The 13318-nt window shown below is 71.4% G+C and carries 13 protein-coding genes; 3 read left to right on the forward strand and 10 right to left on the reverse strand.

Annotated elements, in window-relative coordinates:
* Positions 1 to 164: 164 nt before the first annotated feature.
* Genes tilS through dacB form a run of 3 tightly spaced genes read right to left on the reverse strand, consistent with a single transcriptional unit; the run spans position 165 to position 3560 of the window.
* Positions 165 to 1148 carry a tRNA lysidine(34) synthetase TilS gene (gene tilS, locus ACILSK_RS16995; RefSeq protein WP_395728453.1) on the reverse strand — a complete coding sequence of 328 codons (984 nt, stop codon included), beginning with the start codon at positions 1146 to 1148 and terminating at the stop codon, positions 165 to 167.
* Entirely contained in the window at positions 1127 to 2119 is a 993-nt protein-coding gene (locus ACILSK_RS17000; RefSeq protein ID WP_395728366.1) for a zinc-dependent metalloprotease, read from the reverse strand. The genes tilS and ACILSK_RS17000 overlap by 22 nt, the downstream gene beginning before the upstream one ends.
* 49 nt (positions 2120 to 2168) lie before the next feature.
* A complete protein-coding gene (gene dacB, locus ACILSK_RS17005) occupies positions 2169 to 3560 on the reverse strand; it encodes a D-alanyl-D-alanine carboxypeptidase/D-alanyl-D-alanine-endopeptidase (protein WP_395728367.1) in 1392 nt (463 codons plus the stop codon).
* Positions 3561 to 3816: 256 nt separating this feature from the next.
* Here dacB and ACILSK_RS17010 point away from each other — a divergent pair, with 256 nt between their 5' ends.
* The gene (locus ACILSK_RS17010; protein WP_395728368.1) at positions 3817 to 4353 is read left to right on the forward strand and encodes an inorganic diphosphatase; all 537 of its coding nucleotides are present in this window, start codon (positions 3817 to 3819) and stop codon (positions 4351 to 4353) included.
* Between the two features lie 138 nt (positions 4354 to 4491).
* Here the strand turns inward: ACILSK_RS17010 and ACILSK_RS17015 are convergent, their stop codons facing one another.
* The 7 genes from ACILSK_RS17015 to ACILSK_RS17045 all read right to left on the reverse strand — a co-directional run bounded on the left by ACILSK_RS17015 (position 4492) and on the right by ACILSK_RS17045 (position 10591).
* Positions 4492 to 4803: a DUF2516 family protein gene (locus tag ACILSK_RS17015; RefSeq protein WP_395728369.1), complete on the reverse strand. Its 312-nt coding sequence runs from the start codon at positions 4801 to 4803 to the stop codon at positions 4492 to 4494.
* 144 nt (positions 4804 to 4947) lie between these two features.
* Entirely contained in the window at positions 4948 to 6288 is a 1341-nt protein-coding gene (locus ACILSK_RS17020; RefSeq protein WP_395728370.1) for a hypothetical protein, read from the reverse strand.
* Positions 6275 to 6754 (reverse strand): helix-turn-helix domain-containing protein, encoded by a 480-nt coding sequence (locus ACILSK_RS17025; protein ID WP_395728371.1) that lies wholly within the window; start codon positions 6752 to 6754, stop codon positions 6275 to 6277. Before ACILSK_RS17025 ends, ACILSK_RS17020 begins: the two co-directional genes overlap by 14 nt.
* A gap of 144 nt (positions 6755 to 6898) precedes the next feature.
* Complete coding sequence (locus ACILSK_RS17030) at positions 6899 to 7534, reverse strand: uridine kinase (RefSeq protein ID WP_395728372.1); 636 nt, start codon at positions 7532 to 7534, stop codon at positions 6899 to 6901.
* A 100-nt stretch (positions 7535 to 7634) separates the two neighbouring features.
* Complete coding sequence (locus tag ACILSK_RS17035) at positions 7635 to 8621, reverse strand: GNAT family N-acetyltransferase (protein WP_395728373.1); 987 nt, start codon at positions 8619 to 8621, stop codon at positions 7635 to 7637.
* 74 nt (positions 8622 to 8695) lie between these two features.
* A complete protein-coding gene (locus ACILSK_RS17040) occupies positions 8696 to 9079 on the reverse strand; it encodes a VOC family protein (RefSeq protein WP_395728374.1) in 384 nt (127 codons plus the stop codon).
* A 156-nt stretch (positions 9080 to 9235) separates the two neighbouring features.
* A complete protein-coding gene (locus ACILSK_RS17045; protein ID WP_395728375.1) occupies positions 9236 to 10591 on the reverse strand; it encodes a DUF445 domain-containing protein in 1356 nt (451 codons plus the stop codon).
* A 312-nt stretch (positions 10592 to 10903) separates the two neighbouring features.
* Between ACILSK_RS17045 and ACILSK_RS17050 the strand changes: the two genes are divergently transcribed.
* Together ACILSK_RS17050 and ACILSK_RS17055 are read left to right on the forward strand one after the other, a co-directional pair.
* Complete coding sequence (locus ACILSK_RS17050) at positions 10904 to 12106, forward strand: pyridoxal phosphate-dependent aminotransferase (protein ID WP_395728376.1); 1203 nt, start codon at positions 10904 to 10906, stop codon at positions 12104 to 12106.
* Complete coding sequence (locus tag ACILSK_RS17055; RefSeq protein ID WP_395728377.1) at positions 12103 to 13284, forward strand: dipeptidase; 1182 nt, start codon at positions 12103 to 12105, stop codon at positions 13282 to 13284. The genes ACILSK_RS17050 and ACILSK_RS17055 overlap by 4 nt, the downstream gene beginning before the upstream one ends.
* The last annotated feature ends 34 nt before the right edge of the window (positions 13285 to 13318 follow it).

The following is a 13318-nucleotide window of genomic DNA, read 5'->3' on the forward strand; positions in this document are numbered from 1 at the left end:
GTTCACGGGCTCTCCCAGCTGGGCGGTGGCGGGTCCTCACGGTCTGCTGCAAAGCCTGCCACCCCTCGCGGCCCCCCGTCTCTTCGGGTGCCCCGCCCTTCCCCTCCGGTTGATCATGGGCTGGGGGCCGTTCTGAGGCGATCCAAGCGGCCCCCCGCCCATGATCAACCGGGGTTCCGCTCGGCCCGGAGCAGGTCGCCGCGGCGCCACACGTCCAACCCACCGGGCAGCCGGACCTGGGCCGGACCGCGCCGGTCGACCAGCTGGGCATCCAACCGAACCAGGTGATCGTGGGTCAGGGCGCCCGCCCCGGTCGAGGCGAGCCACCGGCGCAGCACCCGCCGGCGGACGGCGGCCGGGCGGTCGGCGAGCGCGGACCGGGACAGCGCGTCCCCGGTCCGAGCCCGATCCAGCGCATCCTGGGCGATCCGGTCCAGGGCGTCCAGGTCGTCGCTCATCAACTCGGCGGTCCGGGCGAGCGCGGGCCGCACTCCCCCGCCCAACACCTCCTCCAGCAGCGGTAGCACCTCGGTCCGCAGCCGCACCCGGGTGAACGCCGGGTCGGCGTTGTGCGGATCGCGCCACGGCTGCACACCGGCTTCGGCGCAGGTTGCCTCGGTGTCCGCCCGGGTGACTCCGAGCAACGGGCGACCCCACGGCGCCCGCCACGGACGCATGCCGGCGACCGACCGGGGCCCCGAGCCGCGGGCCAACCCGAGCAGCACGGTCTCGGCCTGATCGTCGGCCGTGTGACCGAGCAGCACCGGGGCCCCCGGCCAGCCGGACGACAGTTCGGTCAGGGCCGCGTAGCGCGCGTGCCGAGCCGCCGCTTCCGGGCCGCCGGCCCGGCCGACCGTCACCGTCAGGATCTCGACCTGGTCGCACCCGATGCGGCGCAGCAGGTCGGCCGTGGTCCGGGCGTGGGCGGCGGACCCGTCCTGCAGTCCGTGGTCGACGGTGGCGCCGACCAGCGGCCGGTCGGGGTCGACCGCCCGCAGCGCCAGGGCGAGGGCGAGGGAGTCGGCCCCGCCCGAACAGGCCACGATCAGCGGACCCGCCGTGGAGTGCCGGGCCAGCCAGGACCGGCACGCCGCCCGGACCGCGTCGGGTCCGCGAAGGTGGCCGGTCAGTGCACCCGCCGGATCCAGGCCGCCGGATCGGCGATCTCGGCGCGGGTCGGCAGCGTTTCCGGCGATTGCCAGATGGCGTTGAACCGCGTCATCCCGACCGCATTCACCGCCTCCCGGACGAAGGCGCCGCCGTTGACGTACTGGGCGAGCTTCATCTCCATTCCCAACAGGGCCCGGATCAACCGATCGATCGGGCCGGCCCCCTTGCGCCGGCGCTCGGTGAAGGACGTCCGGATGGTGGCCACCGACGGCACCACCGCAGGGCCGACCGCGTCCATGACGAAGTCCGCGTGCCCTTCCAGCACGCTCATCAGCGCCATCACCCGGTCGAACACTTCGCGTTGCTCGGGTGACTGGATGCCCTCCACCCAGGATGTCCGGCCCTGGCCGGCGGTCGCCTCGCCCTTGATGGCCGCCACCGCCCGTCGCACCATCTGGGTCGGGTCCGTGTCCGCCTTGTCGGCGAACTCGGCGACGAGCGAGGTGAAATAGTCACGCAACCACGGCACCGCGGTGAACTGCAGCCGATGAGTGCTCTCGTGCAGGCAGACCCACAGCCGGAAGTCGGTGGGATCGGCCCCGAGTTCGCGTTCGACCTTGACGATGTTCGGTGCGACCAGCAGCAGGCGGCCGGGCCGGGCCGGGTCCCCACCGAGCGGATCGAACTGACCGAGCACCTTGCCGGACAGGAATCCCAAGATGAACCCGACCTGCTGCCCGGCGACGCTCCGGGTCAACTGGCCGGCCATCCGGCCATCGGCAGCCGCCGCCAGCTTGGCCACGGCCGGCGCGGCCAACCGCTCCATGCCCTCGGCGGTCGCCGCGATCCAGCCGGGCCGGTCCAGCACCTCGGCGTCGTCCACCGCAAGCCCGTGGCCCAACTCGGTGGTATCCCGGACGATCAGTTCCGCCCGACCGGAGAACTCGCGCAGGTCGGCGACCGCCCGGGCGGCCTCGGCGGGGCTGATCGTCGGACCGATCGGCGCCATCCGGCGCCCGGATCGAACCGCCGACGCCCAGTCGATCGGACCGGCCGATTCAGGCACAACCACAGCCACGCAGGCCGGCCGCGAGCGCATCCAGGGCGGGCCGGGTCCCCGAGCCGACCCCGTTGGAGACGAACGCGAACACCAGGATGCGGTTGTCCACGTCGGGCACGTACCCGGCCAATGCGTAGGTGACCTCGATCGATCCCGTCTTGGCCCGGACCCAGCCGGCGCCCGCCTTGGACGCGTCGTCCTGGAAGCGATCTGCGAGGCTGCCCGACACGCCACCCACCGGCAGGCCGGTCAGCAGGTTGCGCAGGGCGGGCGGATCACCCTTGACGGCGAGCGCGACGACCTGGCCCATCACCGCCGGCGGGACCCGATCGTTGGTGGACAGGCCGGACCCGTCCTTGAGCTCGATGCCGATGGTGTCGATCTTGAGGTCCTCGAGGGCCTCGAGCGTGGCGGCGGACGCGCCGTCGAAGCTGGGCGGCGCACCCCGGGCGATCGCCACCTGCCGGGCCAACGCCTCGGCCAGCACGTTGTCCGAGTTCTCCAGGGCTTGGGCCAGCAGCACCGACATCGGCTGGGACGAGACCTGGCCGAGCACCTCACCGCCCTCGGGGGCGGTGCCGTCGACGAGGGTGACATCCGGCTGGCCGATCAACCGGGCCAGCGCCTTGCCGGCTGTGTTCGCCGGGTCACCGGTGCGAATGGAGTTCTCGTTGGCCGGGTCCTCCCGGTCACCGTCGACCATCAACGCAGACATCCGCGTGATGTACCCCTGGGCCACCGCGGGGGTGCCCCGGATGTCGCCGGTCTGCCAACCGTCGGCAAGTTCGGGCCCCGACCAGTAGTCGGTGTCCAGCACGATGCGCTTGACGTCGACCCCGCTGGCCCGCACCTGCGCGGCCAGGTCGGACATGAGCGGGGCACCCTTGTAAACGGTGTCGACGCCCTCGCCACGGGCCGACAGAGTGACGTCACCGCCGCCGACGAGCACGATGTCGCCCTCCTGGTCCCCCTTGACGACCTTGGTAACGAATCGACTGGTCGGATCGACCGAGGTGAGCAGTGCGGTTCCGGTGAGCAGCTTGGCCGTCGATGCCGGGAGCTGCGGCGCGGTCGAATCCTTGTTCCACAGCACCGTCCCGCTCTCCGGGTCGATGATCACGCCGCTGAACTGCGCGAGATCGGGGTTCCCCAACTGGGCGGCGAGCTGGGCCTCGATGCCGGTCGTGCTGGGCACCTTGTCCGAAATTGCCAGCGGGGCGATCCGCGGCGGCGGCGCCGTGACCGGCGGGTCCACCACCTCGGCGGTGCTCTGGGTGCTCGAGGACGCGCTGCTGGATCCCCGGGTGCCGAGAAAGACGACGACACCGACCGCGACCAACGCCACGACGACGGCGGCAGCGATGATCCCGACCCGCCGGGATCTGGTCACTGGGGCCACTGCACTTCCTCCTGCGCCGCTGGTGCCGAGCCATCCGGAGGTCCGGGCGGCCGCGTCACCTGTCACTGTCGGGAGGGCCACACTCGCATCCGGTGACGCATCGCGAGCCCTTGTACCGGGTCCAGACTAGAGTCTGTTGGGTCCTGATCCAGATCATGCGCCGCGACCCATGCGGATCAGGCGGTAATGGCGTTCAGTTCAGGTGAGGGCTGCCGCTGCCGTCCTTCCGGTTGAAAGGTGACAGCACGTGGAATTCGACGTGACCATCGAAATCCCCAAGGGAAGCCGCAACAAGTACGAGGTCGATCATCATTCCGGCCGTATCCGGCTGGACCGGACCTTGTTCACGGCGACCCAGTACCCCGCCGACTACGGCTTCATCGACGACACCCTCGGTCAGGACGGTGATCCGTTGGATGCGCTCGTCCTGCTCTCGGAATCGACGTTCCCGGGCTGCCTGATCAGCGCTCGGGCGATCGGAATGTTCCGGATGACCGATGAGAAGGGTCCGGACGACAAGGTGCTCTGCGTGTCCGCGAACGACCCGCGGCAGTCGCACCTGCAGGACATCGGCGATCTGAGCATCTTCGAGAAGCTGGAAATCCAGCATTTCTTTGAGGTCTACAAGGACCTGGAGCCGGGCAAGAGCGTCGAGGGCGCCAACTGGGTCGGCCGCAAGGAGGCCGAGGAGGAGATCCGCGTCTCCTTCGACCGCGAGACCAAGCGACTGGCCGCTGAGCATGCGCTGGCGACCGGCGACGGGCACACGCACCGCGAGGGCTGAGGCACCCGCCGACTCGGCGGTCAGAAGCGGGGCCCGAGCAACTCGGGCCCCGCTTTTGTGACGCACGGCACTTCTGATCTGTCCGGTCTGATCGGCCCGATCCCATCGGTCCGGCTCGGCCGGACCGATCGGCGCGCTCTACCAGCGGCCGCCGCGCTGGACCTCGCGGAGCCGAGGGCGCACGTCGAGCAGGTAGACCAGGCTGCCGGTGAGGCCGGCCAGCCACAGCAGGCTCTGCGGGGCGAACGCACCACCGAAGAAGCCGAGTCCCAGCGCGACCGCGCACCCGACGGTGATGCCCGCCCAGGTCCCCTTGGTCTGCTTGTCGGCTGCGGCGAACGCGTCCGACCGCCGACTGACGGCGTCAACCGCGGCGAAGATGCCCAGGCCCGCGCCCCCGACGGCCAGGACTAGGTTCACGATATAGATGACCGGCGCAACCAAATCCACGTGTCCAGGGTACGTGGGATCGGTCGTCGGCCGACACCGTCGGGCGCAAAACGAGACGACCGGCACGGCCGGCCGCCTCGTTCGGCGTCGTGGGGCGACGGGTGTCGAGCACCGAGTGTTGACCGATGCCCGGCTACCGTCCGGTCAGTGCTCGGCGGGAGTCGTCGGCTCGGCGGACCCGGCGGGCGTGGTCGGCTTGGCGGACCCGGCGGGCGTCGTCGCCTCGGCACCCCGGGTGGCGGCCGCGGCGTTGGCGCGATTCGCGTTCGTCCGCGGCTTGGCCGCGGCCCGCGGGCTCGCCGACTTGGCCGCGCGCGCCGTTTCCGGGCCGGCAGTGGTCAGCTTGGTGCCCGTCTTGTGCGCCGTGCCGGCCTTGCTGCTGCCGGCCTTGGTGCTCGGCCGGCCGGTCGCCCGGGCTGCCGTCCTGGTCGCGGTCTTGGTCGCGGTCTTGGTCGCGGTCTTGGTCGCGGTCTTGGTCGGCGTCCTGGTCGCGGTCTTGGTCGCGGTCTTGGTCGCCGACTTGGTCACGGTCGTGGTGTCCGAAGCAGCGGACTTCGCGGCCGCCTTCGCAACCTTGGCCGGCGTGCTGGGACGCTCGGGCGTGGACGTCGGATCGGCGTCCACGACGGTGCCCGGGCGCGAGGATGCCGACCGGACCTTCGACCAGGTCTTGTCGCCGCGCTCCACCAGGCTTCCGTAGATCGATCCGACCAGCTCGACGTAGGCGTCGAGGGTGTCGCGGACCGTCTCGGGGGTGAGGTCCGGGGTGAACTCGGCGACTTTCCCGGGCAACTGGCCGACCAGGTCGTTGGCCTTGTCCGGAATCTGGGCGGCGAGGGACTGGATCTCATCGGCGACCTCCGCGGCGATCTTGGCCGCCCGCTGCGGCAGCTCGGTGCCGGTCGCGACGAACGTGCCGGTGGCATCGGTCCAGTCGGCGATCACCTGCTGGGCCTTGCCCGGGAATTCGGCGGCTGCCTGCTGGGCCTTCCCCGGCAGATCGGCGAGCGTCTGCTGGGCCTGGGCCGGGAACTCAGCCGCGGCCTGCTGCGCCTTGCCGGGCAAGTCACTCGCCGCCTCCTGCACCTTGCCGACGTACTCGGCCGCGGCCTGCTGGGCCTTCTGCGCATAGTCCTGCGCGGCCTGCTGGGCCAGCCCGGCGTAGACACCAGCGGTGTGCTGGACCCGGCCGACGTATTCGCCGGCCTTGTTCAGGTAGTCACCGGCCGTCTGCTGCACCTTGCCGACGTAGTCGGTGGCGGCCTGCTGGGCCTTGCCCTGTAGGCCGGCGACCGCATCGGCGTCGGGGAGATTCGCCGGGTCGGACAGGTATTCGATCAGCGATTCCCGCAGGGCGGCCAACTGCTCGACGGCCATGTCGCCGGCGCCGATGGCGGCCAGCAGCGGCCGGGGCAGGTCGTTGAAGCGGTCGGCGAGCTGATCCACGACCGTGTCGGACACGCTCCGGATATCAGTGAGCTGCATGATGTTCTCCTTCCGGCATCGGCGTGATGCCTGTGGGTGTTGAGGTCGACGGCAATTCGGCGGCGGGCGCGGTGGTGTCCGGCGGGCGGGGGGCGATCGCATCCGCTCCGGCCTCGGCCTCCTTGCGCAGTGCCGCGTAGATGTCCACGAGTACGGCCTTCTGCCGCTCGGTCAGGACCGGGTCGGCATGGATCGCCGTCACCACCTCCGGCGCCTCGGCCGCCTCGAGAATGCCGGCCTTGGCCAGCATCGTCTCGACCGAGATGGACAACCCGCGCGCGATCTGCGCCAGGATCTCCGCGCTGGGGCGACGCAGGCCCCGCTCCACCTGGGAGAGGTAGGGATTGGACACCCCCGCCTTGACCGCGAGCCCCCGCAGCGAGATCTGAGCGGCGAGCCGCTGCTCGCGGATGAACTCACCGAGGTCGCGGACCGGGGCGAGGACGGGGTTCAGATCGAGGTCCATATGCCCTCCTCCGGCGTGGTCGTGCTGCTCCGAATCCACGCTAGCAGCCCTGCTTGCAATTGCAAGCAGGCTGTTAGCGCAGGTGGTGCGATTCACACGAGGGACAACGGCCGCTTTGTTGCCGGCAACGTCGGCGCGACCCGGTCAGGACGAGCCGGCCCGCCAGGCGATCGCCGGCGTCGTCGGGTGGTCGTAGGCGATCACGGCGTCGGCCCGGTCGACGGGGTGCTCGTCGGTCAGGTACCTCCGGTAACCGGTGACCCACCATTGATGCTCGTCCGGCATCGCCCGGGCCAGCGCGGCCGGGGAAAGCTGCAGGTGAATGACGGCGTCGAGGCCGGCCGGGTCGGCCAGCAGGAAGGGCCCGTCGAGGAGCACCACGACGCGGTCCGGAATGGCCAACCGATCATCCCGGACCGCCCGGTCGGTCCCCGGGTCCCGCAGCCGCGGGAGGTACCCGTCCACCCGGCCGGCGCGGACCGGGTCGAGCAGTTCGCGGCGCAGCGCGGGGCCGTCCACCCAGCCGTAGAGCAACATGTCGGCATCGGTTCGACCGAGTTCCAGCCGCAGCGACGCGGCCCGCCACCACCAGCGGGTCGACGCCCGGATCACCGGGCGGCCGAACTCCCGCAACTGCTCGGCCACCGCGTCGGCCAGGTGGGCCGCCCCGGCCTCGGCGAATCCGTCGAAGCCGACCCGTGGTCGCGTCTCCGGACGCCGATCCACGTGCACGGCCAGGTCGCGGACGAGCAGAGCCGGGGTCAACGGGCGGTAGCGCACCTGCTCCAGCCTGGCATGGCACCCTCGGGCACCGCGATCGGATCGCACTTCCGCGGGTGCGGTCGGGCACCGACCGCAGAGGAACGACACTTCCCAACAATTATAGTGCCCGGCTGTACAACTGTTCGCGGGCGAAGACGGAGAATCCGAGTCGCTCGTACAGCCGACCGGCCCCGGTCGGCGAATCGGCGTCGACGTCAAGTTCCGCCTCGGCGCAACCCGACTCCCGCATGGCCGCCATCGACCGCGCCACCAGAGCGGAGCCGACCCCGCGGCCGCGGGCGGCCCGCAGCGTGCCCACCCGGGCGACATAGCCAGTTCGATACCCCCTCATCGCGGTGTCGGCGTCGTACTCGGCGGCGAGCACGAACCCCAGGATCCCGCTCGGATCCTCGGCGACGAACGACGTTCCGGGCCGGAAGCCGGCGGATTCCAGATATTCGGACCGCCAGGCCGCGGGCTCGCGCGGGACCGAGCCCCAATGGTCGGCGAACGCGGCATTGGAGGCGAGGCGAACGGTCTCGTCGTCCGCCTCCCGGAAGCGGCGGATCCGAATCCCCGGGGGATCGACCACCGGCGCCGAAGCCTGCTCGCGCACGTCGGCCCGCATCCGGAAGAAGTACCGGCGTGGCCGGAACCCGGCCGCGAGGAGCGCGGCGATGGCACCGGTTCGGCTCTCGGCCACCCCGACCCGCAGCTCGGCGGGGCGGTCCGGGGCCTGCTCGTCCCGCATTCGTCGCAGCTGCTCGGCCTGCCGCTCGAGCAACCACCCGCCGACGCCGTGGCGGTGCACATCCGGATGCACCCCGCCGCCGGCGTACGCGAGCCAACTCGGCCGCCGGGCGATGACGTAGAGCAATCCGTATCCGACCAACCGGTCACCGAGCAGGACCGCCACCCCGCCCGCGTCGAGCGCGGCGACCGGAGCGGTGAACTCCTCCCTGATATCGGCCTCGGAGTACCCGTGGTCGGTGGGATCGGCCCGTTCCCACGCGGCCAGCAGTTCGGTCACGGCGGGCGCGTCGTCCATCACCAGCGGGCGGGCCGTGAAGCCACGGGGCAGTGCGATCGCCGATGAGGTCGTCATCGGCGCACGGTAACCAGACCGCGACCCCGTCCGCAGCCGAATTCCGGACCGGCCGGTCGGGCGATCGGGTCCGATCAGGGCAGGCACAAGCAGAACGGGTGGCCGGACGGATCCAGGTAGGCCCGGAAACCCGATCCGGCGATTCCGGTCGGTCGGGCGCCGATACCCAACACCCGGGCCTCGCCCACGTCCAGATCGTCCACCGTGACGTCCAGGTGCGACTGCTGCGGCACCGCCGGATCGGGCCAGGTCGGTGCGACGAGGTCGGGCGCCAGCTGGAACGCCATGCCGTACGGCGACGACTGGTCCGGTCGGATGGTGATCCAGTCGTCGTCCTCCTGCACGATGCGCCAGCCCAGCAAGGAGCAGTAGAAGTCGGCCATCCGGCGCGGCTCGGGCGTGTCCAGGACGACGAGGTCGAACCGGGCGATCGATCCGTCCGTCTGTGTCGATGTCATGCCCGCATCCCAGCATGATGCTGTGACAGTGCCCGTCGGCGTCCGGCCCGATCGCCGATACCAGATGATCGGTGCGCGGAGGAACGGACGCCGAATGTGACGGGCGGGACGGAAGTGTGCGACTTGCGCCGCGCCGGCGCAGATGATCCGCGCGGGTCAGGTGAGCAGGAGCTGGGCCAGGGTGTAGATCACCAGGCCGGCCAGGGCGCCGACCACGGTGCCGTTGATCCGGATGAACTGCAGGTCGCGGCCGACCTGCAGCTCGATCTTGCGGCTGGTCGCCTCCCCGTCCCACCGGGCGATGGTGTCGTCGATGATCCCGGTGATGTTGCGGGCGTGGTTGCGGGCGATGTACCCGGCCACGTCGGCGACCCAGCCGTTGACCTTGGCGGTCAGCTCGGGGTCGTCCTGGAGCCGGCGACCGAAGCCGATCAGCCCGTCGGTCACCGACCGGCGCAGCGGCGAGTCCGGATCCTCCGCGGCGCGCAACAGCGAGTCCTTGACCGACTGCCAGAAGCTGGTCGCCAGCGAGCGCACCTCGGCGTTGCCCACGACCTGGTCCTTGATCGACTCGGCCCGCTCGATGGTGGCCTCGTCGTGCTGCAGGTCCTGGGCGAACTCGCCCAGGAAGACGTCCAGCGACAACCGCAACTGGTGTTGCGGATCGTCCTTGACCGCCCGGGCGAAATTGAGCACCTCGTTGTAGATCCGATCGGCGACGATGTCGTCCAGGAAGCGGGGCGACCAGGACGGCGCGCGCTGCGACACCACCCGCGACACCGAGGTGTAGTTGTCCCGGATCCACTCGTAGCAGCGGTCGGCCACCATGTCGACGAACGGACGGTGGTCCCCGCGGGCGAAGACCTCGGCGGCGATCCGGCCGAGCGGCGGGCCGATCTTGGTCTCGTCGATCTTCCGCCGGGCCATCTTCTCGAGCAGGTCGGCGACCTGGTCGTCGGACAACACGTTGCTGATGCCGCGCACCGCCGACGCCAGCTCGGCCGTCACCCGCTTCGCCGCCTCCGGCCGGGCCAGGAACTCACCGACCCGCTGGGCCACCGAGAAGGCGGCGAGCTTCTCCCGCACCACCGATTCGGACAGGAAGTTGGTCGCCACGAACTCCGACAGCGACGAGCCGATCGCGTCCTTCCGATTCGGAATGATCGCGGTGTGCGGGATGGGCAGCCCCAGCGGACGCCGGAACAGTGCGGTCACGGCGAACCAGTCGGCCAGCGCGCCGACCATGCCGGCCTCGGCCATCGCCCGGACGTAGCCCAACCACGGGTAGCGATCCTCCAGCGAGAACGCGACCACGAAGATGACCGCCATCAGCACCAGCGCGCCGGTGGCGATCGTCTTCATCTTCCGCAGGCCGCGGCGCTTGATCTCGTCGGACGCGCTCAGCACCTGATCGGCGGGCGTCGCCGGGACCGGACCGGTCCTCGACGGCCTCGGCCGGCCCGGCGGGCTCGACGGGGCCGGGCCGGTCGACGTCGATTCGGTGGTGCTCATCGTGCCGCCCTTCCGGAGCGCCTCGCACGCTCGGCCGCCCCGGATCGGTCGCCCCGATGAGAATGCCTATTCGTCGCTCGGCAAGCCTCGCTCACCCATGCCGCCCTTCCGGAGCGCCTCGCACGCTCGGCCGCCCCGGATCGGTCGCCCCGATGAGAATGCCTATTCGTCGCTCGGCAAGCCTCGCTCATGGTCGTCATTGTTCCCCGACCTCGCCCGGGTGAGCGCCGTCCGGACGGCCGCGGCCAGGAGTCCGTGATGTGCGCCGGGCCTGCACACGGGAGGAATCCCGCAGACGGTAGGAATAGAGCCATGACGGTCGCCCCGCATCCCGCCCCGCCTGGCCGCTGGGCGGACCCCCTGGTGGACCGGCTGCGCCCGTACACGACGACGATCTTCGCCGAGATGTCCGCGCTCGCGGTCCGCACCGGGGCGATCAACCTCGGCCAGGGCTTCCCGGACACCGACGGTCCGCCCGCCGTCCTCGAGGCCGCCCGGCAGGCGATCGCCGACGGCGTCAATCAGTACCCGCCCGGGCCGGGCATTCCCGAACTGCGGCAGGCGATCGCGTTCGCCCGGGAACGGGACCACGGGCAATCGTTCGACCCGGACACCCAGGTGCTGGTCACGGTCGGGGCGACCGAGGCACTGGGGGCCGCGGTCCTGGGGCTGGTCGGTCCCGGGGACGAGGTGCTGCTGATCGAGCCGCACTACGACTCGTACCCGCCGATCGTGGCGATGGCCGGGGCCCGGCACCGGTCGGTGCCGCTGCGACCGGACGGGACCGGCCGGTTCGGCCTCGACGTCGACGAGGTGGCGGCGGCGATCACCCCGGCGACCCGGATGATGATCGTCAATTCCCCGCACAACCCGACCGGCACCGTCCTCACCGTCGACGAGTTGGCCGGGTTGGCCCGGCTCGCCGTCGAGCACGACCTCGTCGTGCTCACCGACGAGGTGTACGAGTACCTGGTCTTCGATGGGGTGCGGCACCGGCCGCTGGCCACGTTCGACGGGATGGCGGACCGGACCGTCACCATTTCCAGTGCCGGAAAGTCGTTCAGCACCACCGGCTGGAAGATCGGGTGGGCCTGCGGCCCGGCACCCCTGATCGCCGCGGTGCGGGCCGCCAAACAGTTCCTGACCTACGTCGGCGGCGCGCCGTTCCAGCCGGCGGTGGCGTACGCGCTGCGCCATGAGATGGCGTGGGTCGCCGGCCTGCGGGACAGCCTGCAGCGCAAGCGGGATCGGCTGTGCGCCGGGCTGGCCGCGGCCGGCTTCGGCGTCCTGCGGCCGCAGGGCACGTACTTCGTGATGACCGACATCCGGCCGCTCGGCGCCACCGACGGCATGCGGTTCTGCCTGGACCTGCCGGCGCGGGCCGGGGTCGTCGCGATCCCGGACGAGGTGTTCCACGACGATCCGGCCGACGGGAAGCCGTTCGTCCGGTTCGCGTTCTGCAAGCGCGACGAGGTCATCGACGCGGCCGTGCAGCGATTGGCGGGGATGGCGTGACCGCAAGCGATCAGGCAGCCGAGCGGGTGACGGCCGTGCTGGCCGACGCCCCGGTGTTCGACGGGCACAACGACCTCGCCTGGGCGCTGCGCCGGCAGGTCGCCTACGACCTCGACCGACGCGACATCGCCGGGCCCCAGCCCACCCTGCACACCGACATTCCGCGGCTGCGGGCCGGCGGGGTCGGCGCCCAGTTCTTCTCCGTGTACGTGCCCGGCACGATGACCGGGGGTGCCGCGGTCACCGCGACCCTGGAGCAGATCGACTGCGTCAACCGGATCGTCGCCCGCTACCCGGACACCTTCGCCGCCGCCCGCACCGCCGCCGACGTCCGTCGGATCATCGCCTCGGGCCGCATCGCCGCCCTGCTGGGGGCCGAGGGCGGCCACAGCATCGACTGCTCGCTGGGCGTGCTGCGGATGCTGCGCCGGCTGGGCGTGGCGTACATGACGCTCACCCACAACCAGAACGTGCCGTGGGCCGATTCGGCGACGGACGAGCCTGCGGTCGGCGGGTTGAGCGACTTCGGCCGGGACGTGGTCCGGGAGATGAACCGGATCGGCATGCTGGTCGACCTGTCGCACGTCGCGCCGGCCACCATGCACGCCGCGCTGGACGTCTCGTCGGCGCCGGTGATCTTCTCGCACTCGTCCTGCCGGGCGTTGACCGATCATCCGCGGGACGTCCCGGACGACGTGCTGGCCCGGCTGGCCGGCAACGGCGGCGTGCAGATGGTGACGTTCGTGCCGTACTTCGTCTCCCAGGCGTGCGCCGACCACGACGCGGCCGAGGATGCCCGCCGGCACGAGCTCGGTCTGGATCAGGTGACGGTCTACACCGAACACGAGGGCGAGCATCTGGACCCCGCCGCCGTCGCCGAGCTGGAGCGGTGGCGGGCGGCAAACCCGGCGCCGGTCGCGACGCTGAGCCAGGTGGCCGATCACGTCGAGCACGCCCGGGAGGTGGCCGGTGCGGCGCACATCGGCCTGGGCGGTGACTACGACGGCGTGTCGAGCCTGCCGGTCGGCCTGGAGGACGTCTCCACCTACCCGGCGCTGCTGGCCGAGCTGGTCGACCGCGGCTGGTCCGATGCCGAGCTGGCCGCCCTGACCTGCGGGAACATTCTGCGCGCGCTGGACACCGCGCACGACGTCGCCGATCCGGGGTTCGGCGCCTGACTGCGTCCGGCGTCGACGGGGGGCCGTCGGCCGT

The organism is Nakamurella sp. (assembly GCF_044224575.1).
Classification (GTDB): Bacteria; Actinomycetota; Actinomycetes; order Mycobacteriales; family Nakamurellaceae; genus Nakamurella.

What these genes read in the sequence shown, in the direction of transcription:
- ACILSK_RS17000 (WP_395728366.1), bottom strand. Translation starts at nt 2,119, where the DNA reads ATGGCGCCGATCGGTCCGACGATCAGCCCCGCCGAGGCCGCCCGGGCG.
- ACILSK_RS17020 (WP_395728370.1), bottom strand. Translation starts at nt 6,288, where the DNA reads ATGCAGCTCACTGATATCCGGAGCGTGTCCGACACGGTCGTGGATCAG.
- ACILSK_RS17025 (WP_395728371.1), bottom strand. Translation starts at nt 6,754, where the DNA reads ATGGACCTCGATCTGAACCCCGTCCTCGCCCCGGTCCGCGACCTCGGT.
- ACILSK_RS17035 (WP_395728373.1), bottom strand. Translation starts at nt 8,621, where the DNA reads ATGACGACCTCATCGGCGATCGCACTGCCCCGTGGCTTCACGGCCCGC.
- ACILSK_RS17040 (WP_395728374.1), bottom strand. Translation starts at nt 9,079, where the DNA reads ATGACATCGACACAGACGGACGGATCGATCGCCCGGTTCGACCTCGTC.
- ACILSK_RS17045 (WP_395728375.1), bottom strand. Translation starts at nt 10,591, where the DNA reads ATGAGCACCACCGAATCGACGTCGACCGGCCCGGCCCCGTCGAGCCCG.
- ACILSK_RS17050 (WP_395728376.1), top strand. Translation starts at nt 10,904, where the DNA reads ATGACGGTCGCCCCGCATCCCGCCCCGCCTGGCCGCTGGGCGGACCCC.